Source organism: Peribacillus cavernae, from assembly GCF_003989135.1.
GTDB classification, from domain to species: Bacteria; Bacillota; Bacilli; order Bacillales; family DSM-1321; genus Peribacillus; species Peribacillus cavernae.
This window is the reverse complement of record NZ_RYZZ01000014.1, coordinates 30,522-56,120: the sequence shown is the minus strand read 5'-3', so window position 1 is coordinate 56,120 and position 25,599 is coordinate 30,522. Positions and strand designations below refer to the sequence as shown.

Below are 25,599 nucleotides of genomic sequence, written 5' to 3'. Positions count from 1 at the left end.
CACTCTTATCGAGTAATCCTTTTCTTTAGACAATCATTTGTTTTTCAGTCTTTAATTGGCCTTCAAGGTCATTGCTGACTCTTGTTTGTTGATTTTTTACCCTGAAATGAATGCGTTTTCATAATAGCTCTTAAATTTCTATTATCGCTCTCATTTCTTGAGAGTCGCTCTTAAATCTAGTTTAGGATAAACATCTACAATATTTGCTGTTAATTGGATCCTCTTTTATTTTAACAGCAGAAGATAACGATTTAAAAATGTTATTGTTTTCAGATAATTGGCGATAGTAAGTCAAGCAGGAATATATAACAATCCCTACTAATTTCCCTAATATTTAACAGTATAAACAGCCACCGAAGTGGAGTCTCCTTCCACTTCGGATCGTTTATTTATAGAAAATTAGTTAGATAACACTGTTTTAATTTTTGAAATGGCCCAGTCAAGATCTTCTTTTGAAATCACCAATGGCGGGGCAAAGCGTATGACAGTATCATGTGTTTCCTTGCATAGCAGACCTTCTTCTTTTAATCTTTCACAAAATGGGCGTGCCGCTTCCGTCAACTCAACCCCAATGAACAATCCTCTGCCGCGAACTTCTTTTATGATTGGATTGTCGATTTCCGCTAATTTTTCTTTAAAATAGTTTCCTAACTCTAACGAACGCTCCGCTAACTTTTCTTCTTCGAGAACTTCAAGTGATGCAATCGAAACAGCGCAAGCAAGTGGATTCCCGCCAAAGGTGGAGCCGTGAGATCCTGGATTAAATACGCCCAGGACCTCTTTATTGGCAGCCACACATGAGATCGGAAATACGCCTCCTCCAAGTGCCTTTCCTAAGATGTACATATCCGGTATTACTTCTTCCCAATCGCAAGCAAATGTTTTTCCGGAACGGCCGAGGCCTGCCTGTATTTCATCAGCGATAAATACTATGTTGTTTTCCTGGCACACTTCAGCCACTTGTTTTAAGAAACCTTCTGGCGGGATGACGATACCAGCTTCCCCTTGGATAGGTTCAACTAGGAATGCAGCCGTGTTAGGCGTGATCGCAGATTTTAAAGCATCAATGTCTCCGTATGGGATTAATTTGATCCCAGGGAGCATCGGACCAAATCCTCGTTTGTATTCTGTATCGGAAGAAAGGGAGACAGCAGTCATCGTACGGCCATGGAAATTTCCCTCACAAGCGATAATTTCAGCTTGATTATCAGCCACTCCTTTGACGTCATAAGCCCAGCGGCGCGCTGCTTTAATCGCTGTTTCTACGGCTTCAGCACCGGTGTTCATTGGCAAAATCATATCCTTCCCGGTCAACTTTGCAACCTTCTCATAAAACGGCGCAAGCTGATCGTTGTGGAAAGCACGTGATGTTAAGGTAATCTTGTCTGCTTGATCTTTTAAAGCCTGAATGATTTTTGGGTGTCTGTGGCCTTGGTTTAACGCCGAATAGGCACTTAGCATGTCCATATATTTATTGCCTTCCGGGTCCTGTACCCAGACTCCTTCTGCCTGCGAGATCACGATTGGCAGCGGATGATAGTTATTAGCACCAAATTGGGAAGTTTTTTCAATGATTTTATTAGACTTTGTCGAAGTCGCCATATTTATTTCCTCCTTGAAATAAAATTTATTCTGCTTCATTTAATCATCGAGCAATCTTTTTATTTTTATAAATTAAAGCATTTCAGAGGTTGTTTTTGCCTGCATGTGAAGGATTAGGTAATCAGGTCCGCCCGCTTTGGAATCTGTGCCTGACATATTAAAGCCTCCGAAAGGCTGATATCCGACGAGGGCACCTGTACAATCGCGGTTGAAACATGCTTGTTGATTCTCTTTCGTAGAAAAATCAGTAAATGGTTCATGTTTATATGGGAATGTCATAAGTAATCCACCTGATATGTTTTTATCTATCTATAAATCTTAAATGCAAGTTCTGTGCCAACATCAAAACAGGAGGTTATTAGGTTTCTAATAATGAAAAATGCCAACCTTTTTTGCACTTACACTATTTTTTTGCACCAGCTATGCAAAATTTTTTTGCTGCACAGGAAAATCCAAGATACAATTAGAATAGTCTAAACTATCCGGGGGTTTTGCGATGCAACAAGAAAACGATTATTTATGGGGAATTTTCATAAGGATCATAGATGAAATCGATGTCGGGCTTCATGCCGTCGACGAAAAAGGAAACACGATCATTTATAATAAGAAAATGATGCAAATTGAGTCTATGGATATTCAGGATGTGCTGGATAAAAATTTATTGGATGTGTTCATGTTTTCGAATGATCAAGACAGTACTCTTGTCCAAGCATTGCAAAAAGGGAAAGAAACCAAGAATGTCAAACAGACATATTTTAATAATAAAGGAATGGAAATTACCACGATTAATAATACATTCCCCATCATAGAAGACGGCCAGATCAAAGGCGCTGTTGAGATTGCGAAGGACGTGACAAAACTCGAAAGACTGATAAGGGATAATATCAATAGAAAAGGAAATACAAAATACACATTCGATAGCATTATCGGGGAGAGTCTGTCTATACAGGAAGTGATTGATAATTCCAAAAGAGCGACACGCACTTCCTCTTCTGTGCTAATTGTTGGGGAAACAGGCACTGGAAAAGAACTGTTTGCCCAAAGCATCCACAATGGCAGTAACCGTTCTGCGGCGCCTTTTATTTCGCAAAACTGTGCCGCGATACCTGATAATTTACTGGAAAGCCTTCTGTTTGGCACGAAAAAAGGAGCATTCACAGGTGCCACGGAACATCCGGGATTATTTGAGCAAGCAGAAGGCGGAACCTTATTACTGGATGAAATCAATTCCTTGAACCCTAACCTTCAGGCAAAACTTTTACGCGCATTACAGGAAAAAACGATCAGACGTATTGGGGATACAAAAGATACCCCGATTGATGTACGGATTATGGCGACGATAAACGAAGATCCGATTGATGCCATTGCTAATCAACGTTTACGAAAAGACTTATATTACAGATTGGGTGTCGTCATAATCTTCATACCTCCTTTAAGAGACAGAACAGAGGACATCCTGCCGCTTGTTCAAAATTTTATCGAAAAATACAATCAGTTGTTTCAAATGGATGTCAAAGAAGTGGATGGAGAAGTTCTTCAATCATTTCTTACGTATGGATGGCCGGGAAACGTCCGTGAATTGGAGCACATCATTGAAGGGGCAATGAATTTAATTGTAAATGATGGGGTTATCAGTTATTCGCATTTGCCCTTCCAATACCGAAACAAATCGCAATTTAAGGAGGCCATTCCTTCCATGCCTCCGGTTGAAGAGTTATTGCAAAAAAGTTCGCAAACAACCGTACAACTAAAGGATCATATGGAAGTTGTCGAAAAATACTATATCCAAAAAACATTAAACAGTAATAATCACAACATTTCACGCACAGCGAAACTACTAGGGCTGAGCCGCCAAAGCCTTCAATACCGCTTAAGGAAATTTAATATTATCGGCAAAGAGGAGTGATGATGGGACGTGAATCCTTCCATCCATCATACGCTGCTAGTTTAATTTTTTAGATTTATTGTATATTCCCGGTCGTCAATCCCTCCCTCCCCATAGACTCGTTCCTTGTAGTGAATTTCTTCATCTGTCATTAATAAAACAGTCGAGCTCCTCGTTCCATAGCTTTCGCTTTGGATAAACACCGGCGAAAGAACTCTTTCCCATTCTAAGGATACTCCTGTACTAGGAAGGATTTCATCCGAGGAGGGATCAGTATTTTGAAGAAGGTTCAAAAGCTGCTCCACGATAGACTCATCATTTTGGCTGATTATTTTTGATAAACCTGCTTTGCCTCGTTTGACCTTTGGCCAGTCGGTATTTAATAAATGATTGCTGACGCCATAAATACCCGGCGCTAACTTATGAAGCTTATTTTCAATATTCGAATAGTGGTAAAGCTCATTGGCATCACCTGCCAATAAGTTGTAGCCTGGATACAACTGACGGTTTGTCTCCACTTTTCGCATGCAATGCTCAAGGCTCTCATTGCCATTCAAAACATCCGCCACCAACTCTCCACGCGAATGCTTTCCCTCTGTTTTCTCGTCCGGGTTTCGATAGTTAGTTAACGCGGCAAAACGGCCTTCTTTTGTCACTCCCATCCACGTGCCCATTTTTTCTAAATCCCGGCCTGCGAGAATATGGGGGTGATCCTCCCAATAATGCGCCGGGGCCGTTGGTCTTCCGTAAAACTCATCACGATTGGCAGCAACGATAAGCTTGTATGTCGGATGTACTTGATAAGCAAATAGAATTAAACACACTTTCATCACAGCTTTCCTGAAAATTTGTCCTGCCACTTCATTTTAACCAACTTGATACCCAATAGTAACCCCGCCTGGAACTGCCCCTATTCCCTGTCCCACTCTAACAATTCCATGCGATTGCCAAAAGGGTCAAATATATAGATTCTTTTTGCCCCAGGGAGTTTACCGTCTTCGCTATACTCAACCTCCTTTATGGTCAAATGCTTCTTTAACTCCGCTAAATTCACCACTTCAAATGCGGGATGCGCCTTTTTGGCCGGAAAAAAAGGGTCTTCAATTCCTATATGTATTTGGAGATTTCCACATGCAAACCAAACTCCGCCGTTTTTCTTTAATTCCTCTGGTTTTTCTATTTCATCAAAACCCAAAATATTTATATAAAATCGTCTGGCCATGTCCTCGCTGCCTTTTGGAGCAGCCAGTTGAATATGATCGATTGCTTTGAAGATAAAAGACATTCAGATTCCTCCCCTGATCTTATACCCTAAGTCTACATAAGTTTGAAAGATAAGGAAATCTTAAAGTGGTTTACACTTGTGATAAGTCTGTCTTATCGAATTAGCGTTTGGCAGTCCATACAAAAATGCAGAAAAGACCTCCGGGCAGAAGATCTTGGCAATGCTCTTATCGAAGAACGAAGGTTTATCTTTCACAAGCAATCCAGTCTTTATCGCGATCGCTCTTTTTATTGGCGTCATAGAGAGCCTTTGAAACATATGGCTTATAGCGCGTTTTTCCACCTTTGTTTTTAACAGAGGAAGAACGGGCCACCCCGCCTTTGTAATCCCTATTTAGCTCCGTACAGTTTTTATACGTCTTGACCTTGGTCTTGGCTTCAGCGAAGTCGGTGGCACTCAAAGAAAAACTAAGAACTAGTCCTGATGAAAGCAAAATAGCCAATAACTGTTTCACAAAAAATTCTTACCTTCCAATAATTTACCTTTCAATTTCAATCATAATGAATCAATTATTGTTTTCAATATGATGTTGCAAGTAAGGCAAAACAGATGCTGCCACTAACCCTAATGCTCTCAGTATATCCTCTGTTAATAAGACAAAAGGATGCCGGATCTTTTACGATCGCGCATCCTTTTGTATCTCAGTTATCCTCTTGCACAAATACCAGGCCTCTTCATTTGAACGTCATGCTATAATCCCTGGCAAATTGCTCAAACGATGTTGGTTTCACCCCGGTAACCTGTTCAATATCGGAGGAAACATTTGCAGTATGCCCTGCCTTATTGATCCTGTAAAGTTCCAGCATGCGTTCGATGGACCAATCAGTCATTCCCCCTTCTCCCATTCCTTGTCTGGCCTGGTCTTCTGAAACGTCCACATAGCTAATTTTTCTCTCTAATACCGATGACAAAATATCTGCAATCTCATAGTTAGAAAGAGGTTCAGGACCAGTTAACGTATAGGTTTTCCCTTCATGGCCTTGCTCGGTAAAGGCTTTGACTGCTACAGAGGCAATATCCCTTGTATCAACAATGCTGACCTTTCCATCACCCATAGGTAAATAAAACGCGTCTTGCGTTTTAATCGCTTGACTCATGAAATTGGAGTAATTTTGCATGAATGACATCGGACGCAGGAGCGTGTAAGCAATTCCTGTTTCTTTCACCATTTCCTCCAAGCGATAATGCAATTTTCCGAATGTAATCCCTTCCTCACCCAACCCCGCTCCAGCTACCGAAAGTTTTACAATTTGTTTGACACTAGCATTTTTTATCTCTTCAATGACCCGTTTTTCGTTTTCGAACATCTCCGGTACAGCAGCGGTCACTAAAAATACCTTATCAACACCTTGAAGAGCATTCCGAATGGTAGATACATCATTATAGTCAAACCTTACATATTCAATATTACTGTTGTTCTTATACTTGTCGATTGAACGTGTAGCGGCTTGGACGGATATGCCTTCCATGCCAGATAGTTTCTCAACAAGCTGCTGACCCGTGGCTCCTGTGGCTCCTGTCACCAAAATTTTCGTCGCCATTCTTATAAACCTCCCTATGATTACGTTTGCTCTCACATTTATTATTAGAAATTTGAAAAATGATTCTCTTGCAAACGGTTTGATCTTCTATCTATTTGGCCCTTTAAGTTTGTTCTTTATTTACGCTTCAAAATCCTTAATTTTTGCATCGGGGCTTAATACTTTTTCAGGCACAAACTCGTCCAACGGCTCATCGTTTTTCACTTTGGTTACCCAATCGCCATTCGCAAGCGCGCCACGGCCGAGTGTAATTACATCCGCTTCCCCGTTTTCAATGATTTTTCTTGCACGGTCAGGATCATGAAGGTAGCCATTGGCAATGACAGGCACATTTCCATAATTTTTTGCCAATCCGGCAAGGGTGACACTAGCTCCCTCAAAAGCGGGCTGCCAAGCTTTATATTCTGTAACATGAATAAAATCAATCCCGGCATTTCCTAATTGTCCAAAGATAACTTCCGCTTCCTTTTCTTTTCCTGCCCATTTATGGGAGTGATCATTTACCTTTCCCTGCGAAACCCGAACTCCGATTGTAAATTCTTCACCAACTGCATTCCGAACAGCTTTCACTGTTTCCACTACTAATCGAACCCGATTTTCTGTAGAACCGCCATATTCATCATTACGTTTATTTATATAGTCTGTTAGGAATTGGTCAAGGATATATCCATTGGCACCATGAATTTCAACTCCGTCAAATCCCGCTTCCTTCGCCCGTATCGCGGCATCCACAAATCCTTTGGTTACATCTGTAATATCCTCTTTCGTCGCTTCTTTTGGCGCAGGAAAAGATCCTTCTCCACCGTACATCGCCAATTTCTCACCTTTTGGTTGAACCGTGGATGGGCCAAGAGCCTGCCTTTTAAAACGATTTCCTTGGGAAAGAGCACCAGCATGCATTAACTGAATGAAAATTTTACTGCCTTCTTGATGAACGGAATCTGTTACCTTTTTCCAGGCCTGTACCTGTTCATCGTTAACTATTCCAGGCTGGTTGAAGTACCCTTGGCTATACTTGTCATCAGGATAAACACCTTCCGTAATGATAAGTCCAAATCCACCCCGGGCAAACTTTGTATAGTAAGATATCATTTGATCTGTCACTAAACCTTCAGGTGTTGCACTTACGCGTGTCATCGGTGACACACCTACACGATTGTCTAAATCGATAGTGCCTATTTTAACAGTGTTGAATAAAGTTTTAGATTCAGTCATGTAAAAAGCTCCTCTCAATAATTCAAACTTATTTTTCTTGGTTCTTTCTAAATCAGCTTATTACCCCAAGTGAGCGCCGCCATTGATGGTAACCACTGTTCCTGTAGTGAATCCATTTTCCGCTAAATAGACATATGATTGAGCGATGTCTTCCGGTTTTCCGACTCGTCCAACGGGCAAATGCTGGGCTGCTTTAGAGAAGCTTTCCTGCCGCAGCTCTTCCGGCATTCCGGAAAAGAGTGGTGTGTCCACCATACCAGGTGAAACGACATTCACTCTCACAGGAGCCAGGTCAACGGCAAGTCCGCGTACTAATCCTTCAACTGCAGAATTGACAGCCTCTAAAGTAGTCGCACCCTTCGCATATCCGCCTGAGGTCATCGTAATAGAACTTGCATTATTTAAATATGGGACAGCAGCCCGAACTGTGATGTACTGCCCCCAGAATTTATTTTCAAAAGACTCTTTTGCATCAGAGATAGGCAGGTCGCTAAATCGGCCAGTAGTGATCTCTCCGGCTGTGATTACCAGGTGATCAAACTTTCCAATTTTGTTGAAAACATCTGCAACCATCTCTTCGTTACGGAAGTCAAGTTCAAATATATCTACTTGATCACCAAGTGCCTTTTTTGCAGCAGAAAGTTTTGCAGCAGAACGGCTGGCAATGATAACCTGAGCTGATTGATCAAGAAATGCCCTTGCAGTGGAAAGTCCAATGCCGGAAGTGCCTCCGATGATAACTACGCGTTTTCCTTTTAATGACAAAGTGATTGCCTCCTTAAGATTTTGTTTATTTTAACCAAGTTGATAACTGGAATACCTTATTCCTTAAATCATAGTACAAACAATAAACAAGACTTTTTAAAGTGTACCTATGTTACGTTTGGATATGCAACATATACGCCTGCTGGCTATTAAATAAGAATTTATAAGTACGTAATTCCCTTACTCGAATAGATGGATGGTTTAGGTTATCAGGGTATATATTAATCATGAAGGTTTTATTAAAATCATGATGATTGAATTGCATCATAAAACAATGTATCTTGAATTGGATAAAGGTTTAAAGGGAGGAATTTGATGTTTGTTAGAGTGGTTAATATCGATTGCAAAGTGGGAATGGAAAATCAACTACGGGAATTGGGAAGAAATGTACTTGTGCCTGTCAATAAAGATGCAGGCTGTGTTAGTGTATATTTTTTAGAGCCTAATATTGAAAATAATAATCCTCTTTTTGGCGTCGTAAGTGTTTGGAATGAAAAAGAAACGATGGATGCAATGACAAGCAGTGAAAAGTATGGAGCCTTGCTTCGGGATTTACGTCCGTTAGTTAATTCAGTGATTGATAAGTTATATCTAACTGAATAATTCCGCATTCATGTAAGACTATGAAAAAAGATCACCGCTCGAACACAGGTTAGCTCTCCAGAAGTCATGTTAACAGTATATAATATCCAGAATTACCAAGGGAGGGATACATAAATCTATTTAACGGAAGGCGGAACTTCCTTATATATTCCAAAGTCAAAAGATGAGTATCCGGAATGCGCATCGCCCCAACTTCAAGATACTGTTCATCCCTAAAATCGGATCTTACCGTATAGACCCGTCCCCCCACTCTTTCAGAAGCTTCAAGGATTGTAACATTGTGTCCAGCTTGCTTAAGCAATAAGGCCGAGACCAGTCCTGCCATACCTGCGCCAACAATGATGATTTTCTTGGGAATTTGAGTTTTTTGAAGTCCATTTCTGATGATCGAAATCATTTGATCAGTTGATAACTCCGGAGATACATAGTTTGACATACCTTTCCTCCTCTACGATGCTTATCAGACTGAAAGTGAGCTGTAAAAAGGTGGTCTATAGTCATCTTATTCATTTGGAAAGTAAAAATATGTAAAAGAAGGAACAACACACATGCCGTCGATCACTTGTAAAATACCAAGAAAGCTGTTTAAAAGAGGGTAAATTCCTGAATTTCAAGGGTTTTTACAGCCAATTTTAAACAACTTTATTTTTGAGTTTATATTTTTGTTATACTCCAAGTGACGCGGAATCTGAAAGAAACCCTTTTGTATGATAGGAGTGAGAAACCCTTAATATGGAATCGGAAATTGAATTAAAAAACGTCTGCAAAGCATTTATGCATGACCATGAAACTGTCTCTGTATTAAAAGGGATTAGCGCAAAAGTAACAAAAGGAACGATTGTAACGATTGTTGGACCATCAGGATCAGGAAAAAGCACCATTTTATCTTTATGCAATTTACTACAAACTCCTGATGAAGGAGAGATACATATTCATGGTAAGGAAGTTCGGGAGTGGAATATACAAGAGCTTAGGCGTCTAGTTGGTATTGCCTTCCAGGACGCACCCATGCTAAAAGGAACCTCATTAGATAATTTGAGCCTTCCTGCACGATTGCAAGGTAAGTCATTGGAAAATCCCAAAAAATACATGAAGTATGTTGGTCTCACAGAGGACCTTTTATCACGTCAGGCTAAAGAGCTTTCCGGCGGGCAGAAACAAAGATTAGCTTTTGCCAGAACACTTGTTAATGAGCCATCTGTTTTGCTGCTGGATGAAGTTACATCTGCACTAGATTCCTTAGCTTCACACGAGGTGGAAGAACTCGTTTTGCGGATCAACCGGGAACAGCATACGACTATCCTCTGGGTCACCCATGATCTATCTCAAGCCGAACGAGTCGGTGATCAAACATGGCTCGTCATGGATGGAAGCATTATTGAAGCGGCACCTACCAAACAATTTTTTACAGAACCTAAAGATGTACGGACGAAACAATTTTTAGACATGAAGAGGAATTATAAATGAGCTTATTTGCCATTCTATTAAGTTTTGGCTTTGTCATTCTTGCACTTTTTCTATCACAAGCATTCAAATTAGGACTCGGCCGCGATTTAATCATTACGAGTATTCGCGCCACCATACAATTATTTATTGTTGGGTATATTTTAAAAATGGTTTTCGGTTTCGATAACCCATTCGCAGTGATTCTAATGCTGCTGATAATGATTATAGTTGCAGCTGAAAATGCAGCAAAACGCGGCAAAGGGCTGCCCTATATTTTTTGGAAAATTTTCTTGACTATTTCTTTTGTTGAGATCATTACTCAAGGATTTCTATTAGGATTACAGATTGTACCGGCAACTCCACAATACATTATCTCGATCAGTGGTATGATAATCGGAAGTTCCATGGTGATCGCAAATCTCTTCTTAAATCGTTTAAAAGGGGAGTTAGAGATGAGAAAAGAAGAAGTTCTGCTCGTATTGTCACTGGGTGGCAGCATCAAACAGTCCATTTATCCAATCTTAAAACAATCAATCCGTTCAAGCCTTATCCCAACTATTGAAGGCCAAAAAACAATCGGTTTAGTCCAGCTTCCCGGAATGATGACGGGCCAAATTATTGCTGGAGCTGATCCTATACAAGCTGTCCGGTTTCAACTCTTAATTGTATTTATGATCTTATCTGCAGCCTCGCTAACAGCCATTATCCTGGGCTTTCTCATCTATCCGGGTTTATTTAATAGACATCAACAGCTGGATATTCAGGCATGGAAATAGGATTCGAATTTAAGTGGCTGCTTACACTCAGGCGGCATTGATGCTGTCATTCTGGGCGAAAAAAACGGATTAAACAGGTAGAAGGAAGTGAAAGCAAGGCGTTCGATACTTTCGAACGCCTTCTTTTCTTTAAAACACCACTCAGTAAATTTGAAGGGAGTAGTACCGCATTCTAATGACTGCGGTACTACTCCCTTCTGTAACAATCCTATTTCTTATAACCCGTATAAATGTGGATAGCGTCTCTCAGAAATTCTGCCGAACCCGGCTGCTTTTTATCATAGTACTCCTTAAAACGCTCGTCATCCACATACATTTGGGCAAGTCCCGCATGCGCTTCTTTACTGTACTCGCTCCAGTAATGAGTTAACCACTGCTTATGCACATCGGCTGCTTTTTGAGCAATGGCACTTGAAGGGTTGCCATTTTTAAAAGCTTCAGTTAAAGTGGCAGTCACTTCATTCGCCAGACGCGTTACTTCTTCATGCTCTTCTTGTGTCATGTTCTTTAGCTTTTCATTGGACTTATTAATGGTATCATCGCCATACTTTTCACGAATTTCCTTCCCATACTTTTTTTCGTTATCATCAATCATTTTTTGCTTAAAACCTTCAAACTTTTCTTTATCAGCCATAGTCATTCTCCCCTCGTTTGAGGCAATTGTTTTTTCCACATTGGCGATCAGCAAATCCAACTGCTTTCTTTTGTCAAGGAGTTGTTCACGATGTTCGATAAGGGCTTCAGCTCGGTTAAAGGAGGGGGCAGTCACAATTTCTTTAATATTGTCTAGACTGATCTCCAGTTCCCTATAGAACAGGATTTGCTGTAACCTATCAACTTCCTGCTGACCATAGATGCGGTATCCTGAAGAGTTGGTTCTTGCCGGCTTAAGAAGGCCAATCTCATCATAATACCGAAGCGTTCTGGTGCTGACCCCGGCCAACCTGCCTAGCTTCTGCACTGTATATTCCATGTGTTTCACCTCCTGACCATTTAACTGTAAACCTTTACGCAACGTCAAGGTCAACACCCTTTTGAAAAAAATTCCTGATAGCCCATTTTCTTGGCACTATATTGTCTTTTGTCTTCTTCTAAATCAGCATAAAAGCATAAATAAAAGAAGCTTCCTGCCGATATAAAGAATATAGCGCCAATAAACAGGCCGATAAATAAAATGATGTCTATCCCTTGTTTTGCGATAAGTAAATGATTTTATGGATGCAGTCATTTACCAATGCCTGAAAATCTATTGGCAGTCCAAATTGATTATGACATAATGATTTAAGTCACTTAACAAGGAGTATTCAAACCTATGAAAATAAAATGGATCGGAACAAGTGTTGCTTGCGGACTGCTGGCTGTGGGTCTGCAATTTCCTTTGAATGGGGAACCAGTTAAAGCTGAAAACGCGAATACCATTACACGTACCGCTGACATATACTCAGGAACCCGTTATTCAGAAGGCGGAAATACACCTTCGGAAGGGTTTGGCTCAGCGGGCTTCGTTCAATATGTGTTCAAAGAAGCCAATGGATTTGATTTGCCTTTGCGGTCAAGTGATCAATGGAGTTGGGGAGATGAAGTGTCAAAGGAAAACTTGAAGCCAGGAGATGTGCTGTTTTTTAAGGACCTTACGAGCGGCCGTCTTACAACAACAGCAATCTATAAGGGCGACGGCAAAATGATTTACAGCTCTGTCTCCAAAGGTGTAACGACGATTTCCTTTCAATCTTCGGTATACTGGAATAAGAGATTTTACGGAGCAAAACGAATTGCCGAACCATTAAAGGTGGATCTGTCAAATCCGCTTATCAATAAAGCTATTTCCTATTTAGGTGTCCCTTATCAAGAAGGCGGAAAAACACCTGCAGGCTTTGATTGTTCAGGATTTACTAAATACATATATGAACAGGTGCTAGGCATTTATCTTCCCGAAACCCCTGAACAGCAGTGGGATGTTGGCGAAGCTGTACAGCTGGGGAATTTGGCTGTAGGGGATCTTGTTTTCTTTAAGGATACACACAGGCCAGGGATCTCCCATGTAGGCATCTATGCAGGTGATAATCAGATCATTAATGCGACCCGCATCGGCGGAGCGAATCAAGTCACCGTCAGTTATCTTTCCAACAGCTACTTACAGGAAAAGTTTGCTGGAGCGAAAAGATTCACACATTTGAAGCTGGATATGGAGAATCCTGTTGTCGAGACAGCAGTGAAATTGATTGGAACTCCTTACAATAAAGGAGGTACCAATCCGACTGCAGGCTTTGATACAGGCGGTTTTGTACAATATGTATTGAAGCAGTCCTCAGGTATCAGTCTTCCAAGGTACGGAAGGGAGCAAATAAAGGTTGGAAAGGATATTAACGAATCCGACCTTCTACCCGGCGACCTGGTCTTCTTCCAAACAACCAGCATCGTACCCGCCATTTATGCAGGAAAAGGCCAGGTCTTACTTGTTTCTGGCAATGAAGGAGTAAGAGTCGTTCATTATAAGGTGAACCGCTACTGGGGAGAGAAATTCATAAAAGCGAGGAGAATACTGTAAAATCAAAGCATAATACCTATGGGCCTAAATCCATAGGTTGGATGGAAACTAGTAAAAAGTAAGGCTCTTGCAAATCCCTGCAAGAGCCTGTTTATTGCTGTCGTCTATTCTATTATTCACTCGCAAATTTGCGGCGTTTGCTTGAGCTCTTGCTTCGATGTCAGCTTGATCTGCCCATTCATGGAAAAACTCTAACAGGAACTATACTGATCATCTAATGAATCATCTGATTTAGTTTAGGGCTTTTGGTTGGCCTTCAACCACTCTTTGTGCTTTCGCCTTTGCTTGAGCTGCTGCCACTTTTTGTGCTCTTGCCTCTGCTACTTTTTGTAGTTCTTTTAGTTCGATTTTTGTCATTTCAGCTGAGATGGTTTTCTTCTCTGTTGCGTCAACCACTTCAATTTGCTTGTTCATAGAAATAAATGTCATTAACCCTGCAATCGCTAATACTGGTAGCACATTTTTAATTAACTTCATTATTTATTCCTCCCATTCCTTTAGTTAATAGAATTCCAAGTACCTGTTCTCCTAGGATCAGCTGCACCGTAAACTCGACCATTTTCCTTATCTTCAATGACAGCTGTAACTCCGCCATAAAAATAAGGCGATTCTTTAATCTCGACGTTATATCCTCTTTTATCCAATCTCTTTCTGACATTCTTAGGAAACCCATGTTCCATCGAAATGTCATTGTCTTCGACGTAAAACCTTCGTTGGTTGATCGCATCCTGCCATGATGCGCCGAAGTATTCATGCTGAGTCAGAATCTCTGCCAGGACAACTGGAATTCGTTTACCTCCGGGTGTTCCAATTCCGATCGTCTCATTTTTTCCGACAAGTATCGAAGGAGAAACAAAACTGCGAGGCGCTTTCCCGGGCTCGATTTTATTGGGTGATGACTCATCACTACTAAAATGGCTTAGTGCATTATTTAAGAAAACTCCATTCGTATTCTGACCAGAACCGAAAAAATTTCCGAGCGTGGTTGTTACCGATACAACCGTTCCCTCTGCATCTTTGATGACAAAATGTGTCGTGTTATCGTAATCTTTCTCATCGGCCTCAGAGTCATTAATGTCAATATCAAATGTGACACCTTCAAAGTCAATGTCTTTCGCTAAATCTTCAATGTGTTTATCTGACAGCATTTTCTTTACATTCACGTCTTCGAACTTGGGATCGGCAACCTCTTCTACTCGATCACCATAGGCTTGTTTTGATATTTCACCCATTAAATGAATGTAGTTGGTTACTTGGCCTCGTTCGAATTCATCTTTATAAAGTTCAACCATCTTCAGCATTTGAAGCAATGTCACTCCTCCCATTGGCGCTGGAGCTGTTATTACCTCATAGGGACCAAACTTTCCTGTAACAGGCTTACGTTTTTTTGTTTCATACTTAGATAGATCTTTCATACTGATATTACCTGACTTTTTAACGATAGCTTGAGCTGTTTCACCTGAATAGAAAGCTTGACTGCCGGACTTTTGAATTGCTTTTAACGTATCAGCAAGCTCCTTCTGCTGCAAAACTTCATTTGGTTGAATGGGCTTTCCTTCTGGATAAAAACTCTTTGGAACAGGATCAAGCTTTTCTTTTTCTGCCTCAAGCCTGTCAGTCAAGAACTGATCCACTTTAAAGCCTTTATCAGCATATTCAATGGCAGGATCAAGCAGCTTATCCATGGGTTTTCGGCCGAGGTCCTTGTGGGCTGTTTCTAATCCTTTCACCTGACCAGGCACCCCTACCTTGCTTGATGCTTTCATATTTGTTGGTGCAATATCTTTATAATCATAGACCCGCTTCACATTTTTTTCAGGATTATAAACAACCATGGCTCCACCGCCGCCTAGCCCTGATGCATAAGGCTCGACGACGCTGAGTGCATAAGAGACAGCAACAGCTGCATCCACTGCATTTCCGCCATTTTTAAGCACTTCCATTCCAGCTTTTACAGCGAGGGGGTGATTAGCGCTTACCGCCCCGCCTTGATGCTCCACCGAGTCTTTTTTTGTGTTATAAACGACAATTAGAACGATTGCCGTGATTCCCAGGACAATGATCAAACCAAATTTTTTTAACATATTACTCCTTTTTCAACTTATCAGAATAATCCAATTCAAAGCTGATTCCCCCATTTTCCTCTTTCCAATCGAGGTTACTTGAGTCCCCTGTTAACTGATTGATCATTTTTTTCTTTTTAAGATTGTTGATTTCACGAACTGGCGATGGTTGACCCTCTCTAATATCAATAAGGTTCATTTCAAAACGTGCAGTTCCATCTTTGAGCAGTCTCATTTGAGCCAAGGCACTTTCTCTCGTTCTAGACCAGCCCTGATCATGGACAAAGTTTCCTAAGCTGAAGAAGATCACACTATCCTTGTATACCTCAACAGGAGCCAGGACGTGTGGGTGATGTCCAATAATGACGTCAGCGCCAGCATCGACCATTGACTTTGCAAATTCTTCTTGTCTTGGATGTACTTCTGCATCATATTCCTGCCCCCAATGGGCATTTACAAATACAAAGTCAGCTTTATCCTTCGCTTCATTGATCATTGGAATAAAGTATTTTGGATGCATGGGAAGGACACCCGCTTTATACTTTGTGACATTGGAGCCTTCAGGATAAACATCTGTAAATCCAAGAGTAGCAACCGTAATTCCATTGAAGTTTTGATATGAAATCCGCTGTTTTGCATCATCAAAGTAGTTCCCTGCACCCACCACATCGATTCCTTGTTCTTGCATATTCGTAAACGTATCATTCAGACCTTGAACCCCATAATCCATCGCATGGGTGTTTGCAAGATTCACTGCTGTGAAGTTCATGTCCTTTAACGCAGCTGCTGCTTCCTCATTTGCTTGAAAATGAAGCCGTTTTGATTCATTTTTAGGATAATTCTCATTTGATGTGATCGGGCTTGCTAGATTTGCGGTAATATAGTCAGAGTTTTGCAGATAAGGCTTCACATGTTGAAAGAGATAATCTACTCCTTTGCGATCTGTGACCTTCTTCACATCTCGGCCCATCATGATATCTCCCATAAAAGAAGCGGTAAACACTTCATCTTTATATTGAGTCACCGCTTTTGCTTGCGGACGCTCCGCTAAAGAAAATCCGTACATCACTATTAACGAAATGAAGAGTCCGATCAACGAATATTTGCTTGTTCGCTTCTTATCTTTTTTGACAAATCGGAGTAGTTTCTCCTGAAACGTTAGTTTCTTTTCCGATGATTGACTCATGCTCTCCCTCCAAAAATTAGATAATATAGTATAAGTACATACATAAGAAGGTTCCGCCGCTTAAAAGCAATGTACTGCTTACTGTTAATGCCAGCCCTTGCTTTTGCATCGTATTTGCGATCAAGCCCGGGACGACAACTCCAATTCCTCTAAATTCTGCAATTTCAAATGGCATCACAGGATAAAGATAGTCAAAGGCTACTTTTAATAGGATTCCGGTTGTTAGCATGGCAGCAAACTTTCTCCGGCCATATAAAATCGTAAATTTCGCGATGAATTTGGTGACAATAAAATACGTGATGATACTAATTAAAAAGATAACAGCTAAGAATACGGGTTGATCAAACACTAATGCAAGGTAACCTGGAACCACCAGCCCAGCAGGCAGTATCCCTGTTTTTTCGGCAAATAATAAACTAAGTAAAACTCCTAATACGAGTGCGATGTATAAATCTGATCCGAACAAAATGGCTCCTCCTAACTAACAAGTTGCTTCACTTTAAATGTTTCGAGCCTTTCGATAAGCGGCCCAGCGGCACCATGGATATTTCCGACACCGTACACCACTCTTCCATGCAGTGTACTTTCCAGTTCATCTACTATTTCATCTGTTGTATAACCTTCAAGGTTATGAAGATTTTCAGAAGGAATCTTTCCTTCGTTATAAGCTCTCACGATTGGCTGCGTTGTTTCACCAATTAGAAATACGTCTTTCACTTTGATGTGCGGCAACACATCATTCGCAAACTGGATGGTCCGATCGACCCTGTCCGGACGGCAATTCATAATGATCGCTGCATCATCAGTTGGATAGCCGAGCTCTTCTACCCTCTTCCAAATATTAATCGTTGAAGAAGCATCGTTTGCAGCGAATCCATTTACAAAGTATCCTGGCTGACTCGTCGAGATCAGCGGCAGAATCTTCATTGCACCAGGATCAGGAGGAGCATTTAACATGCCGCGAAAGGCTGTTATTTCATCAATATCAAGGGCTTCTGCAACAGCTAATGCGAGTGAAGCATTGTCAGGAAAGACCATGTACTCGAAGCTTCGCAAAAACTCATCTGAAATGCGAGAGTTATCAGCAACAATTAACTTCGTATTACGCTTTTCCGCTTCTTTCCTAAAGAACTCTATATAACGACTCTCGTTCACAATAACATGCCCATTATGAGGAATCGTTGCCAGGAACGCTTCTGCGATATCATCTAATGTGGGACCCATAACATCCATATGGTCTTCTAACACATTCACGATAACTCCAATACTTGCTTGAAGCATATCCTCTTGAAAAATAATTTGATATTCCGGATTTACAGCCATACATTCACTTACCAGAGCATCTGCCTCTAAATCCGAGACTTCCTTGATCACTCGCCTTTGTTCCCCGATATTCGGTCCTTCGGGTCTACGTACGATCGGGCTTTCTTCCTTTGTATTCCAATAAATCATTCTGGCATCTGTCCCAGTTGTTTTCCCTACTGTCTTATAACCTGCCTCTATGAGGATGCCTGTAATGAGTCTTGTTACGGTTGACTTTCCGCGTATTCCATTGATGTTTACTCTCACAGGAATGGAATCTACGTTCTTTTGATGACGTCTTTTCTCAAGAACGCCAAGTAAGAAAATCAAAGCTGAGACCACAAAGATTATCCACAAGTATTCATCATCTCCCTTATCCATTTAGGTCAACTTGTTAACACATAAAAAAGCAATTTCGGGTAACACCTACTTAAATGTAAAGCTGATGAATGAACTATTCCAGATGACTATAGTGCCTATTTCAATCGCAAGAAAACATGGAAAAAAAAGCAAACACAAGTTAAAAGTAGGATGGCGAACAAATATTCTGATATTACTGAATATTCCACTATCCTCTCAGACTTGCACAAATGCTGATTTGACAGGCATTTTTTTTAATAAAAAAAAAGGATAACTATTGAAAGCGCTATCCTTAAAATGTAAAATTATAGTTTTTTTTTAGGAAAATCATCATTTAATAAGCTATGTTAAGAGATTGTAATGGGCCTTTTGTAGAAAAGCGAGGAAAGAAATGAGAGTACAGAGAATTCCTTCTTTATACATCCTTTTTAATTAGGTCTAATTATCTAAAATAATAGTTTTATTTTATCACTCAGAAAAAGCAAATGTATTTTTACTTAAATTATAAGAGATGAATTTCCTATTATCCCTTCAAATTATTTTACATATTTGTAATTGTAGCTTCAAATATACCTAAAGAAAAATTGCTAAAGTAGTGGGATTGATTAGCTGGGTATTCTATATATTTTGAACTTAACAATTACAGGTTCTTGAGAAGCCTCTACTTATGAAATTCGAACCTATAGGCTTATGAAGGACATTTCTAAGGCAAGCTGACTGTTTGTTGTCCTTCATTGTCCTTATGAAGGACATTTCACGGGCGAGCTGACTGGTTTTTGTCCTTCATTGTCCTTATGAAGGACATTTCACGGGCGAACTGACTCGTTTTTGTCCTTCACAGGGGTTATAAAGGCACTCTTATGCCTGGTGGAACGTCTTATACAACCTGCTGTGCAGAATGAAACCCTAAAACCAATTTGAAGCGTGTGAAAAATTTAAGTTCAACATATTTATATAGTATTTCTTTTTGACTTTCATTTAACTAATTCTTCGCTTTTATTCTAAATTCTTTGTTGAGAAACCTGGCAATAAGAAAAATTAAATGATCCTTCCTTCTTCTTTTCCGATGGATGATGGCAAGAAATTGACTGCTTCTATTGATGGCTGTATCGGTTAATTAAAATGAGCACCTTGATTAAAAATTTTGTTAATCAAACGTTTGATTAACAAAACTTTGCTCCAGGCTGTTTACAGAACTCCAAACGCTGTATGGTTTCCGGAGTGCAAACCGAATGGTATAACTAACATCATCGATCTTTTTCCGCATTCCGTCAATCCAACCGAAACAAAGCGATTCGTCCACCGCTTCCGGCCATGTGATGCTAGGTTTTCCTGAACCTTTTTTATAATTCGAATAAATCAAACTAAATTACGTTCACGGAAGACTAAATATGGTATAAACGAGTTTCATATAGAATAGGATTAAAAATAATCATCGCGTGTGTGCATTTCCTTGTTAGTGAGTGTTTCCATCTCATGTAATCAGGTACCATTACAGTCTAAACAGTACTCAGTAGCATTTAAATATGTTTCATTTCTTCTAATCCAAAAGATTTGACTAATAAAATAATGGCTCATGCCAAATAAATGGAGGTATTTTAGATTATGGAAAAGAAAGTCGTAGGAGTATTTCATAATGTGGATGAAGTAATACGCTCGATTAATTCTTTGAAAGATCAAGGATATACTTCAGATGATATTTCACTAATTACAAAGGAAAAAAAAGAGTTTAGAGATATTTCAGAGGAAACAGATACAAAAATAGAGAAAGCAGCTGTCACAGGAGCAGCTACCGGGGGATTTATGGGTGCGATTGCCGGACTGCTCGCTGGAATCGGTGCTCTTGCCATCCCTGGAGTAGGCCCAATTATAGCAGCCGGCCCAATTCTCGCTACCTTAGGGGGAGCAACTGCTGGAGCAGGGGCAGGACGTTTAGTTGGCGCACTGGTTGGAATGGGTATTTCTGAGCATGAAGCAAATGAGTATGTAAACTATATAAAACAGGGTGATATCCTTTTACTTGTCGATACAGATGCAGACAGGGAAAAAGGAATTCATGTAACATTACGCCCAAAAAACGCATTAAATTCCTCCTATCATAACAGTAGCAGTACTTAATAATGTAACAAACTCCGTCAAATTGCATGATATCCCGCCTTTTCCATTTTATTTACATCCTTTCATTTGTTGACACATAAAAAAGCCACACCTTAGATCCTTTTTGCAAAGTGTCTAAAATGTAGCTAATGTTCGTTACTCGCTCCAATAAAAATTATATGATAACTTTGGATACGAATCTAACTGAGGAACTAAGGTGAGAAACAACCGTTTGAGATTTCATACAGATCACACAGCAGCTTCTCCAGTCATCAATAATGTCTCAGGAGAAAGTAAGTCACCATCGTGTTTAAGAATGCGGGCTTTAGGACTTTTTGATTCTGCAAACGTAAAACTATATTGTACTTTGAAGAAATCGTTTTCACTAGGGGGCTCGAGCGGGAACGCTTCAAACAAGAGTTCATAAGATCCAGCCGGGATAACAAAATTGTACTCTTTTGAAAGGATACTTGATATCGTGATGCCGGTATCAGCGGTTGTAAACGGGACGACAATAGATCGAATCGCTTCTGCACTCGCAGTGATTTCACCACCAAGAATCACTTCGATTTTACAGAGCGAGTCTGAAAGTGTTCCAAAAGACACAGTGCCTTCTCTCCACACAAAGCCCTGATTAATATGTTTGTCTGTCCAATCAGAATAAGGATTTTCAAGACCTTTATTAAACACAGTAATTTGTGAATATGATATATGTAACTCTCCCTCAGGAAACTTTTTCATACTATCCATCCTCCCCAAATTAGAATTCCTCATTATTATAAAGCAAAAAGCCCAAATGGGCTTTTTGCGTTTCATTTAATATACGTAAAATTTAACACGTGTTCCGTCTGGATATTTAGAAAGTTGATTTCCAACCCATGCCCCAGAACCACGATTGTCAGAGGAAGGAACGTAACGAACATCTGCACCTGCTCCGCCTTCTTCACACATAGCCATTGGCCACTCATCACGATCGTATCCCGGTTTTGTAGGTATCCCGCGAAGTGATTCCTCTCGGTTTTGGTCAGCACCATCGCGGTCAATCGTACAAACGGAAGAGTGACCGGACGCTATAGCATCGCGAATATGATCGGCTGTGTAAGGATATTGGCTGCTCGGAAATGTCAATGTGGCATCATAAGAACTAGCTGCTTGGGCGGTTTCTTCGGAAGTATACATTTGCGGGAGAACAGTGGCTAACAACATTGACAGAACAAAAAATACCGAAAATAAGAACTTCTTTTCTTTCACATGGAACATTTTGTATTCCTCCATTCGATTTTTTTACTGTAGAAATAGTAATCTACGGATTTATTCTACATTTGGAACATGAAGGAAATATGTAGTCTTTTTGGTATTTCATTAATTAATTGTATATTTTTCATAAAGTGTGACTTTTCTTTAAAACCAGGCTATTGTTTACTAGAGTTTCAACGGTTTATCATCCATGAATTATTATCACCCCTTTTACCAATACACATAATATTTAGCTTGTAAGTAAGCAGATTTAAGTGAACGCAAATTGTAAATATTACTTACTGTTGGTGAGTGCCCCCGCTCTTTCCAAATCAAGCAGTTTCGTCTTCATTTCCAATCCTCCCCTGTATCCCGTAAGAGAACCATTTTTCCCTATAACCCGGTGACAAGGCACTGTAATTAGCACACGATTTGCCCCAATTGCCGTCCCTACCGCACGTACAGAGGCCGGTTTATTAATTCGGGTTGCAATGTCGGAATACGATTGAGTTTTTCCATATGGAATTTTACATAATGCTTCCCATACTGCCTGCTGGAATGGAGTACCTTTATAATCAAAAGGAATCGTGAAATCCTGGCGTCTTCCTTCTAAATATTCAATAAGTTGAATCGAATAGGGTTCTAGCTTGTCCTTATCTTCCACAAGCTCAAATCCTGGAAATTTCCTTGCCACCCAGTCAGATAGTTCTTCAAACGGCATAGTCTTCGAACCAACATAGCAAAGTCCTTTTTCTGTAGCAGCTATATACATATTCCAATCTTCATGCTTTAGCAACATCCAATATATGCTTTCATTCTTGTATTCCATGGCGTAATCCCTCCATTTTGTACTTCTTTTTATTTAACTTACGGTATTCGGCTGGTGTTACTCCAGTTTTCTTTTTGAACAATGTTATAAAGTATGAAGTATTGGGGATGCCTACAGCTAATGCAATCTCGGATACCCCTTTTTCTGTATCAATCAAAAACTTTATGGCTTCTTTTATTCTTACTTGCTGTATAAATTCAACAGGAGTAATGCCCTTTACTTTCTTGAAAATACGATGCATATGATAAGGGCTTCCATGACTAATTTCAGCTAATAGATCGAGGTTAAGCTTTTCCATGTAATTCTTGTCAATATACTGTGTAACATGAGCTATCCATTCACTATCCGGCAACTTTTCCCTTGTAGGCTTACAACGTTTGCAAGGACGATAATTCGCTGCAAGTGCCTGGTCTGCACACTTAAAGATTCGTACGTTCTCTCTTTTCGGAGCGCGGGATTTGCATGACGGCCTGCAAAAAATGCCTGTCGTTTTTACCGCATAGTAAAATTGTCCATTATAAGAGGCGTCATTATTTATAATCGCTTGCCACTTTTCGTCTGTTACAAAATCCTGCGTATACTCACGATCCATATCCATGCTCATCATCCCCTTCCACTGATAGTATACCGTCAATTAGCAGGAATGTACGGTTTAGATACTATAAAAGCAAGATAGTGAAATTATATACCGTTAGTTTATGTTACAAATAGTTGTCTTCTAGTATAAGAAACAATCTCGACATAAAAAAGCACTGAAGATCGACTCTTAAGATCATCAGTGCTCCCTTCTTATTCATTAGAATAAACAATCTTTTGATCGTTTCGATTGAAAGATAATATTCGTCAGCTAATTGACCTAATTATCGATCATTGAATGATTCTATTATAGATTGCCCTCGCTTTTGAAGGTTCATTGGTACCGTGGATGATAGCACGGCCATCTTTAAACAGGACAATTCGATACTCTTCAAAAGAGCACGAAAGCAAGTAAGGATTTAAAACAATATGACTTACTGACCCTTTTAAGTGTTCGGATAAACTCTCAAGCTGAATTAGGCGGGAAGTTCCCGGTCGAAGTTGAATGGCGTCTCTGCCGCATAAAACATCTGCTTTTGTTTGGTTTTCGAACGACAAATAAGGAAAAGTCGCTTGCTCGCCGCATGTCGGGCAATCATTATTCTTGAGTCCCTGTATATTTATTTCAGCCTTTTCGTTTTTCCAGATATCAAAGGATTGGATGATGGGCAAAAGCTCTTGCCCGGTCAGAAGCTGTAAGACGTTTGTGACCTGAAAAGCGGCAATAATCTGGACGATCGGACTTATCACACCGACCGTATCACAGGTCATCCCTTCGGCGGGCAAATGATTCAACAGGCAATGCAGACAGGGAGTTTTTTCGGGAATAATCGGAAAAGTCAGTCCGTAGCTTGCTACACACGCGCCAAAAATAAATGGGATGTTATGCTTTACTGCCGCATCATTGACTGCCAATCTAGTTTCAAAGTTATCAGTGGCATCGATGATTACCGATATATCTTTTAATAGTTCTTCAATATTCAGCCCATTGATATCAGCTATAATACTATTTATCTTTATCTCGCTATTTAATTGCTCGAGGCGTGTTTTAGCGGCAATTGCCTTAGGCAGTTTCTTTTTTGCATCTTCCTCTGAATATAGCTGCTGCCGTTGTAAATTGCTCCACTCCACATAATCGCGATCCACAATCGTGATATTGCCGACTCCTGCTCTTGCAAGCATCTCAGCACTTGCAGATCCAAGTGCCCCCGCACCGATAATAATCGCGTGGGCATGTTGCAATCTTGATTGCCCTTCTTTCCCTAAAAATAATTCCTGCTTTGCGTACCGGCCTTTCAAGAAGTCACCATCCCTGTTAACGGGCTGCTCGCTTCCGCATAATTTTTTTCAGTGATTCTTCCCGCTTCAAAACCAAGCTGCCCTGCTTCAACTGCAAGCTTCATGGCCAGAGCCATTTTTACTGGATCTTTTGCCCCGGAAACAGCGCTATTCAGTAAAACACTGTCAGCTCCAAGCTCCATCGCATAAGCTGCATCCTTGGGAGAACCAATGCCGGCATCAACAATAACTGGGACGGATGCTTGTTCGATAATCAGCTTTAGGTTTAAGGGGTTTACGATTCCTTTTCCGGAACCAATCGGCGAGGCACCCGGCATAATCGCGTGTACGCCGAGCTGTTCCAGACGTTTTGCCAGGACGACATCATCGGACGTATATGGCAATACGATAAATCCTTCCTTCAATAACATTTCAGAGGCTTTCAACGTTTCAATTGGATCAGGCAAGAGCGATTTGTCGCAGCCGATTACCTCGACTTTAATCATGTCGCATAAGCCTGAAGCTTTAGCCAGCTTAGCAATTCTCACCGCTTCTTCAGCCGTTTTGGCTCCGGCAGTATTAGGCAGTAATGTATATTTGGACAAATCCAGTTGCTCCAGAAAGTTCGGCTGCGATGGTTCGAAAATGTTCATTCTCCTAACCGCAAAGGTCAGGATTTCAGCTCCTGATCCTTCAACCGCTTGCTTCTGAATTTCAAATGATGAATATTTGCCTGTTCCAAGCAAAAGCCTGGAGTTAAACGTTTGATTGGCTATTGTTAGCATGGTCATCCTCCTCCTACAAAATGAACGATTTCAACCATATCTCCATCTGATAAAAGCTGTGTAGAATATTGTTCTTTATACGCAATCTCCTTGTTCAATTCCACCACAAGAATCTGATTTTCCAACTTGTAAAACGCAAGTAACTCCCTGATCGAGGATATTTCTCCCGGCAGGTTTACTTTTTTTCCGTTTAATTGAATGGTCACTTGGTTATCACCTCC

At 40.4% G+C, this 25,599-nt stretch carries 26 protein-coding genes and 2 pseudogenes; 6 read left to right on the top strand and 22 right to left on the bottom strand.

Going from position 1 to position 25,599, the window contains the following annotated elements:
• Nucleotides 1-399: 399 nt before the first annotated feature.
• Nucleotides 400-1,602, bottom strand: a complete 1,203-nt coding sequence (locus ELQ35_RS11315) for an ornithine--oxo-acid transaminase (protein WP_126864934.1) — start codon at nt 1,600-1,602, stop codon at nt 400-402.
• A 72-nt stretch (nt 1,603-1,674) separates the two neighbouring features.
• Nucleotides 1,675-1,815 (bottom strand): annotated as a pseudogene (locus ELQ35_RS11310) (hypothetical protein); the annotation flags it as partial.
• Between the two features lie 283 nt (nt 1,816-2,098).
• Here ELQ35_RS11310 and ELQ35_RS11305 point away from each other — a divergent pair.
• Nucleotides 2,099-3,508 (top strand): sigma-54 interaction domain-containing protein, encoded by a 1,410-nt coding sequence (locus ELQ35_RS11305; RefSeq protein WP_126864933.1) that lies wholly within the window; start codon nt 2,099-2,101, stop codon nt 3,506-3,508.
• 41 nt (nt 3,509-3,549) lie between these two features.
• Here the strand turns inward: ELQ35_RS11305 and ELQ35_RS11300 are convergent, their stop codons facing one another.
• The 6 genes from ELQ35_RS11300 to ELQ35_RS11275 all read right to left on the bottom strand — a co-directional run bounded on the left by ELQ35_RS11300 (nt 3,550) and on the right by ELQ35_RS11275 (nt 8,293).
• Nucleotides 3,550-4,317 (bottom strand): NRDE family protein, encoded by a 768-nt coding sequence (locus ELQ35_RS11300; RefSeq protein ID WP_307366000.1) that lies wholly within the window; start codon nt 4,315-4,317, stop codon nt 3,550-3,552.
• Nucleotides 4,318-4,397: 80 nt separating this feature from the next.
• Nucleotides 4,398-4,772, bottom strand: coding sequence for a VOC family protein (locus ELQ35_RS11295; RefSeq protein ID WP_126864932.1), 375 nt, complete (start codon nt 4,770-4,772; stop codon nt 4,398-4,400).
• Nucleotides 4,773-4,956: 184 nt separating this feature from the next.
• Entirely contained in the window at nt 4,957-5,226 is a 270-nt protein-coding gene (locus ELQ35_RS11290) for an excalibur calcium-binding domain-containing protein (RefSeq protein ID WP_126864931.1), read from the bottom strand.
• A gap of 220 nt (nt 5,227-5,446) precedes the next feature.
• Entirely contained in the window at nt 5,447-6,313 is an 867-nt protein-coding gene (locus tag ELQ35_RS11285) for an SDR family oxidoreductase (RefSeq protein ID WP_126864930.1), read from the bottom strand.
• 120 nt (nt 6,314-6,433) lie between these two features.
• On the bottom strand, nt 6,434-7,528 hold the full coding sequence (locus ELQ35_RS11280; RefSeq protein ID WP_126864929.1) for an NADH:flavin oxidoreductase: 1,095 nt from the start codon (nt 7,526-7,528) through the stop codon (nt 6,434-6,436).
• A gap of 60 nt (nt 7,529-7,588) precedes the next feature.
• Nucleotides 7,589-8,293, bottom strand: a complete 705-nt coding sequence (locus ELQ35_RS11275; RefSeq protein ID WP_126864928.1) for an SDR family oxidoreductase — start codon at nt 8,291-8,293, stop codon at nt 7,589-7,591.
• 315 nt (nt 8,294-8,608) lie between these two features.
• Here ELQ35_RS11275 and ELQ35_RS11270 point away from each other — a divergent pair, with 315 nt between their 5' ends.
• The gene (locus ELQ35_RS11270) at nt 8,609-8,896 is read left to right on the top strand and encodes a hypothetical protein (RefSeq protein WP_246026046.1); all 288 of its coding nucleotides are present in this window, start codon (nt 8,609-8,611) and stop codon (nt 8,894-8,896) included.
• A 109-nt stretch (nt 8,897-9,005) separates the two neighbouring features.
• Here the strand turns inward: ELQ35_RS11270 and ELQ35_RS11265 are convergent.
• Nucleotides 9,006-9,332, bottom strand: a pseudogene (locus ELQ35_RS11265) (flavin monoamine oxidase family protein); the annotation flags it as partial.
• Nucleotides 9,333-9,628: 296 nt separating this feature from the next.
• On the opposite strand from ELQ35_RS11265, the gene ELQ35_RS11260 reads away from it, so the two are divergent.
• Nucleotides 9,629-10,363: an ABC transporter ATP-binding protein gene (locus tag ELQ35_RS11260; protein ID WP_126864927.1), complete on the top strand. Its 735-nt coding sequence runs from the start codon at nt 9,629-9,631 to the stop codon at nt 10,361-10,363.
• Nucleotides 10,360-11,118 carry an ABC transporter permease gene (locus ELQ35_RS11255; protein WP_126864926.1) on the top strand — a complete coding sequence of 253 codons (759 nt, stop codon included), beginning with the start codon at nt 10,360-10,362 and terminating at the stop codon, nt 11,116-11,118. The genes ELQ35_RS11260 and ELQ35_RS11255 overlap by 4 nt, the downstream gene beginning before the upstream one ends.
• Before the next feature lie 208 nt (nt 11,119-11,326).
• On the opposite strand, the gene ELQ35_RS11250 is transcribed toward ELQ35_RS11255, so the two are convergent.
• Nucleotides 11,327-12,091, bottom strand: coding sequence for a MerR family transcriptional regulator (locus tag ELQ35_RS11250; protein ID WP_126864925.1), 765 nt, complete (start codon nt 12,089-12,091; stop codon nt 11,327-11,329).
• Between the two features lie 339 nt (nt 12,092-12,430).
• Here ELQ35_RS11250 and ELQ35_RS11245 point away from each other — a divergent pair, with 339 nt between their 5' ends.
• Entirely contained in the window at nt 12,431-13,666 is a 1,236-nt protein-coding gene (locus ELQ35_RS11245; RefSeq protein WP_126864924.1) for a C40 family peptidase, read from the top strand.
• Nucleotides 13,667-13,897: 231 nt separating this feature from the next.
• Here ELQ35_RS11245 and ELQ35_RS11240 read toward each other — a convergent pair whose 3' ends face one another.
• From ELQ35_RS11240 to pgsB, 5 genes are read right to left on the bottom strand one after another with little or no spacing between them, the layout of a single operon-like run.
• Nucleotides 13,898-14,143: a hypothetical protein gene (locus ELQ35_RS11240; protein ID WP_126864923.1), complete on the bottom strand. Its 246-nt coding sequence runs from the start codon at nt 14,141-14,143 to the stop codon at nt 13,898-13,900.
• A 20-nt stretch (nt 14,144-14,163) separates the two neighbouring features.
• On the bottom strand, nt 14,164-15,750 hold the full coding sequence (ggt, locus tag ELQ35_RS11235) for a gamma-glutamyltransferase (RefSeq protein ID WP_126864922.1): 1,587 nt from the start codon (nt 15,748-15,750) through the stop codon (nt 14,164-14,166).
• A 1-nt stretch (nt 15,751) separates the two neighbouring features.
• The gene (locus ELQ35_RS11230; protein ID WP_126864921.1) at nt 15,752-16,915 is read right to left on the bottom strand and encodes a CapA family protein; all 1,164 of its coding nucleotides are present in this window, start codon (nt 16,913-16,915) and stop codon (nt 15,752-15,754) included.
• A gap of 16 nt (nt 16,916-16,931) precedes the next feature.
• Nucleotides 16,932-17,381: a poly-gamma-glutamate biosynthesis protein PgsC gene (pgsC, locus tag ELQ35_RS11225; RefSeq protein WP_126864920.1), complete on the bottom strand. Its 450-nt coding sequence runs from the start codon at nt 17,379-17,381 to the stop codon at nt 16,932-16,934.
• 11 nt (nt 17,382-17,392) lie between these two features.
• Nucleotides 17,393-18,574, bottom strand: a complete 1,182-nt coding sequence (pgsB, locus tag ELQ35_RS11220) for a poly-gamma-glutamate synthase PgsB (protein WP_246026045.1) — start codon at nt 18,572-18,574, stop codon at nt 17,393-17,395.
• Nucleotides 18,575-20,182: 1,608 nt separating this feature from the next.
• On the opposite strand from pgsB, the gene ELQ35_RS11210 reads away from it, so the two are divergent.
• Nucleotides 20,183-20,695, top strand: a complete 513-nt coding sequence (locus tag ELQ35_RS11210; protein WP_185861737.1) for a YflT domain-containing protein — start codon at nt 20,183-20,185, stop codon at nt 20,693-20,695.
• Between the two features lie 228 nt (nt 20,696-20,923).
• On the opposite strand, the gene comJ is transcribed toward ELQ35_RS11210, so the two are convergent.
• The 7 genes from comJ to thiS form a co-directional block, all read right to left on the bottom strand.
• Entirely contained in the window at nt 20,924-21,415 is a 492-nt protein-coding gene (comJ, locus tag ELQ35_RS11205; protein ID WP_185861736.1) for a competence protein ComJ, read from the bottom strand.
• A 75-nt stretch (nt 21,416-21,490) separates the two neighbouring features.
• Complete coding sequence (locus ELQ35_RS11200) at nt 21,491-21,880, bottom strand: NucA/NucB deoxyribonuclease domain-containing protein (protein WP_246026047.1); 390 nt, start codon at nt 21,878-21,880, stop codon at nt 21,491-21,493.
• 325 nt (nt 21,881-22,205) lie between these two features.
• Nucleotides 22,206-22,739 carry a methylated-DNA--[protein]-cysteine S-methyltransferase gene (locus ELQ35_RS11195; RefSeq protein WP_126864915.1) on the bottom strand — a complete coding sequence of 178 codons (534 nt, stop codon included), beginning with the start codon at nt 22,737-22,739 and terminating at the stop codon, nt 22,206-22,208.
• Nucleotides 22,723-23,343: a bifunctional transcriptional activator/DNA repair enzyme AdaA gene (locus ELQ35_RS11190; protein WP_370873494.1), complete on the bottom strand. Its 621-nt coding sequence runs from the start codon at nt 23,341-23,343 to the stop codon at nt 22,723-22,725. Before ELQ35_RS11190 ends, ELQ35_RS11195 begins: the two co-directional genes overlap by 17 nt.
• 263 nt (nt 23,344-23,606) lie before the next feature.
• Complete coding sequence (locus ELQ35_RS11185) at nt 23,607-24,614, bottom strand: ThiF family adenylyltransferase (RefSeq protein WP_126864914.1); 1,008 nt, start codon at nt 24,612-24,614, stop codon at nt 23,607-23,609.
• Nucleotides 24,611-25,378, bottom strand: coding sequence for a thiazole synthase (locus tag ELQ35_RS11180; protein WP_126864913.1), 768 nt, complete (start codon nt 25,376-25,378; stop codon nt 24,611-24,613). The genes ELQ35_RS11185 and ELQ35_RS11180 overlap by 4 nt, the downstream gene beginning before the upstream one ends.
• Before the next feature lie 2 nt (nt 25,379-25,380).
• On the bottom strand, nt 25,381-25,584 hold the full coding sequence (thiS, locus tag ELQ35_RS11175) for a sulfur carrier protein ThiS (protein WP_126864912.1): 204 nt from the start codon (nt 25,582-25,584) through the stop codon (nt 25,381-25,383).
• Nucleotides 25,585-25,599 lie beyond the last annotated feature (15 nt).